The 3968-nt window shown below is 44.5% G+C and carries 3 protein-coding genes and 1 pseudogene; 3 read left to right on the top strand and 1 reads right to left on the bottom strand.

The genetic code is table 11. The features are described 5' to 3' along the window. Window positions 1-209: 209 nt before the first annotated feature. Together ACTIE0_RS23220 and ACTIE0_RS23215 are read left to right on the top strand one after the other, a co-directional pair. The gene (locus tag ACTIE0_RS23220) at window positions 210-2267 is read left to right on the top strand and encodes a sensor histidine kinase (RefSeq protein WP_006620350.1); all 2058 of its coding nucleotides are present in this window, start codon (window positions 210-212) and stop codon (window positions 2265-2267) included. 116 nt (window positions 2268-2383) lie between these two features. Then, window positions 2384-2794, top strand: coding sequence for a hypothetical protein (locus ACTIE0_RS23215; protein WP_006620349.1), 411 nt, complete (start codon window positions 2384-2386; stop codon window positions 2792-2794). Between the two features lie 11 nt (window positions 2795-2805). Here the strand turns inward: ACTIE0_RS23215 and ACTIE0_RS23210 are convergent, their stop codons facing one another. Continuing rightward, window positions 2806-3699, bottom strand: a complete 894-nt coding sequence (locus tag ACTIE0_RS23210) for a LysM peptidoglycan-binding domain-containing M23 family metallopeptidase (RefSeq protein WP_006669742.1) — start codon at window positions 3697-3699, stop codon at window positions 2806-2808. Between the two features lie 204 nt (window positions 3700-3903). Between ACTIE0_RS23210 and ACTIE0_RS23205 the strand changes: the two are divergent. Beyond that, window positions 3904-3968, top strand: a pseudogene (locus ACTIE0_RS23205) (transposase); the annotation flags it as partial.

Here is a 3968-nt window from a genome sequence, read left to right as displayed (position 1 = left end):
GGGGCTGGCATTTTTGGTCTTCTTAGTCATCTCGTCCTCTCCATTATACGTCCTAAGTGTTCTGTCTTGTGCTATACCTCCGTTTTGAGTCACAGTTTCAGCCCCAAATCAGAACCCGATGATTTGTCAAGTGATTCATAACGCCAGGGTTCGCGCTACTATGAGAATTGGGCAGCCCTGAGCCATAGCACCTCTGTTTGATGTGAATTATGTCTAAACGCGGTCAATCTTCATTTCGCCGTCTTCTGCTATCCCGGATTTTGCTGTTAAGCCTTCCGGTGTTGTTGGTTGGACAATATGTGACCTATCGCAAAGCTCGTTCAGCTTTACTAGAAACGGCTCGTCTGAACTTAACTGAAAGTGCAGTTAAAAAAGCTGCGGGTATTGATGAATGGGCGAAGTCCTTGAGATCAAGTTTGATTTTAGTGGCTCACAGTTCCGTTTTGCAGTCTGGAGAAGAGGAGAATTTTCAAGGTTTTCTCGAAGAGGTCGTCTCCGAATTACCTTTTGAGGTCAACTGTCTGCAAATGACTAATCTGGAAACCAATCAGATGGTAGCTAGTACCTGTGACGAGGGGGCGCGGGTTCAATTTCCCCAGGATTTATGGTCTGCTACTCAATCTCAGAACTGGGCTGTGAGTCAGTCGGAAGCTCATATTATTAATGTGGGAACTGCAGAGGCTGACAAAGGCTTTTTTCCCCAACATCTCGATGATAGTGAGTCCGATAGTCCAGAGGGAAGTAGAGTTTTACTTCGTCGCCAAAATAATCAACTAAGTTTAATCTCTATTGCTCCGGTTTATATTGCTGATGGAGAAGTTAATCGACTCCGTTATGGATTAAGTCTGGAGTCTTATTCTTTACTCAGAGGTGAACACACCCCGAAATCTTTAACAGGTTCGACTGTAATTTTAGATGAAGCTGGAACTATTGTAGCTCATCCTAATCCGCAGTGGGTGGGATTAAATATTAGAGATCACGCTGATTCTCAGCGGCTAGAGAGTTTACTGCGTAGTGCGTTGGCGGGTCGTACTAATTTTATTCATTTGTTTGCTTTTGAACCAAATGGGGAAGAATTATTGGCGGGATATCATGCTATTGAAAGTCCGGTTTTTCCCAAGAATTATGATAGTCAATGGGTTATCTTGGCGGTGGCGAGTTTAGATGATGCTCTCTATGGCTTAAAGGATATTAATTCGGTTTTAGTTGTGCTAATTCTGAGTTTAATTATAGCGATTATTAGTGCAGCATTATATCTATCTAGGGATTTGGCGCGTCCTTTAGAAAAACTCCGAGATTATGCTTTACAAGTTAACAGCATTGAATCCCATGTAGAGGTTCCCAAAAATCTGAAAATCCGGGAAGTTGAGCAGTTGGCTCAGGCTTTGCGGACTATGGTTGATCGTTTGCAGTCTCGCGCTCAAGCCTTGGCTTTTGCGACTAAGGAGGCGCGGGTGGCTAACCAGCTAAAAGATGAATTTTTGCGGGTTATATCCCATGAGTTAAGAACCCCGCTTAATGGCATTATTAATTCCCTGAATTTGATTCAGGAAGGATTTTGTGACGATCGCGATGAGGAAATGGAATATTTACAGATGGCTAATGACTCGGCTCTGCATTTATTTGATATTGTTAATGATATTTTAGATATTGCTTTGATTGAGGAAGGTCAACTATCTTTATTTTTGGAACCGACGGACTTGGGGGTGATTCTCCAAGAGGCGATCGCTTTACAAACTCTGGATCTTCAGCAGAAAGGTTTAGATTTAAACTTAATGTTATCCCCTGAACCTCTGGAAGTACAAGCAGACCGAGATAAACTTAAACAGGTTTTTATCAATATTATTAATAATGCTGTCAAGTTCACCAAAGCTGGTAGTATCACCATTTCTAGCAAACTTGAACGCTTCCCGAATTGGGGGAATGCGATCGCTTCTAATTCCGGTCAGATTATCAAAGCATCTGAACAGGTAATTGTAACTATTGTTGATACAGGAATTGGGGTAATCCCAGAGAAGCAAAGCCAACTATTTCAGCCTTTCGTGATGGTTGATGGTTCCACCACTAGGGAGTCGGGAGGAGTGGGTTTAGGATTAGTGATCGCGCGTCGTCTCATGGAAATGATGGGTGGCGGTATTAAACTTGACAGCGCCGGACATGACCAAGGTACTACAGTTACTATCGCTATGCCAACTTTACAAGCAGCAACACCACCTTCTCAAAATCAGAAGACTACCAGAAAATCTAAAAAGAAAGTTAAAAGTTGACTCATAATTTGGTCTGGCACGGATCATTGGTTATCCTAGAGAAAGAAATAGTCCTCATTATACTGTGTTCAGATTTCGCCTAGGAGTATGTCAAAGCCAAATTTCTGAGTCTCATCATGGATAAAATTAAATTTCGCAGATATAAAAGAACAGCAGTTATCACCCTAGTCCTGATAGCATCAGTCGGTCTGGAAGCCTGCGCCTCTTACCATAAAAGACGAGAAGTATATAGAAATCTTCAGGACTGTCACCAACAATGGGGTGAAGCTGATCTATGTGAACCAATTACCGATGGTTCCTACCCCGTAGGTTACCATTATGGTCCTTACTATAAACATCGCGGGGGTCGCTACTATTACTATCGTAGCTTTAATTCTAGCCCTCGTGCTGTTCCATCTAGTGCAGGTATTCGTAATACCACTCCTGGAGGTAGAAGTCCCTCTGTTGGTGGTGTGACACGAGGTGGTTTTGGTTCCGGTGGTCGCGGCGCTACATTTAGAGGTGCAGGAGGGAGTCGAGGGGGTTAAATTTAACCAGCCTATTGTCGGCGGACTCGGCGTTTATACTGGCTGTCTGCTTCTTGAATATTTAAGTAAGGACTAGGATCTTCGGCAACCCATCCTAAATTGGAGTTATAGCGGACTTCAAAATGAAGGTGGGGGCGATCGCTACTTGGTCGGCCCGTCTGACCCACTAATCCTAGAGTTTCCCCTAATGCTACTTGCTGTCCGGTGTCAACCACCGTTTCCAAAAGGTGAGCGTAGCGGGTTTGTTTTCCCTGGGCGTGATTAACTACCACCAGATTACCATAGCCCTCTCTATATCCAGCAAAAGCTACCACACCTTTGCCTACAGCTAAAACAGGAGTTCCGGTAGGTGCGGATAAATCAATACCTCCATGAAATACTACTTGACCACTAACAGGATCTAACTGCCACCCATAGCGAAACAGTACCTCAGTCATCATTGGCAAGGGATGACCAGATAACAGGTCAGGGGAGAGGGTAACTGGCGGCGCAGGGGCCCAGTTGACTCCGGGAATAAATACTACCCTGGGTTCCGGTTGACAGCCATTGACTTCAAAAATTACATCCGCCCTGGTATTATGGGCGCGGGCTACATCCACCCAGGTCTGACCGGGTTCTACTTCTATCTGAATGCCATTGTAGGGGGGAATCAGGATCTCTTGTCCGACGGAGACTACACCATCGCGTAAACTGGGATTCAGACCCATGAGGGTAGCAGCAATTAAATTGTACTGTCGCGCAATGGTTTCTAGGGTTTCGCCTGGGGCGACACGATGACGTTGCAAACGGGATAAAACCGGAGTTGGACAAACTTCTCGCGCTTCCTGGGAAAATACGTTAGCTAGTCCCACAGGGGCGATCGCACCTAGGAGGATAACAGAGATCAAGGCTGACTTGCAGATCATATTCAGTCCATATTAATTTTGTTTCATGGTAGCAGCCGGGCAATATTGGCTTTAATATAGCCGAGGCTGGGATACAGTTGCTAGAATTGAGGGAAGGAACTTAGCTTGATGGCTGGGGTTCATTTGATTGAGAGCATGATTTAATCTCAAATTAGGTTAACATTTTAGGGCAATACGGTATAATAAAATAATAAGCGAGAAGAGTTGAGGATAAACCTATTGCCAGATATGTCAAACCCAAGGAAGCGGCCCAAATCCTTGGAGTCCAT

It is taken from the genome of Limnospira sp. (genome assembly GCF_051859755.1).
Classification (GTDB): Bacteria; Cyanobacteriota; Cyanobacteriia; order Cyanobacteriales; family Microcoleaceae; genus Limnospira; species Limnospira fusiformis.
Note: the sequence above shows the minus strand (reverse complement) of the source record. Positions and strands in the feature narration are given on the sequence as shown.

Excerpts from the sequence above, each read along its gene's own strand:
- ACTIE0_RS23210 (WP_006669742.1), bottom strand. The coding sequence starts at position 3,699 with ATGATCTGCAAGTCAGCCTTGATCTCTGTTATCCTCCTAGGTGCGATC.
- ACTIE0_RS23220 (WP_006620350.1), top strand. The coding sequence starts at position 210 with ATGTCTAAACGCGGTCAATCTTCATTTCGCCGTCTTCTGCTATCCCGG.
- ACTIE0_RS23215 (WP_006620349.1), top strand. The coding sequence starts at position 2,384 with ATGGATAAAATTAAATTTCGCAGATATAAAAGAACAGCAGTTATCACC.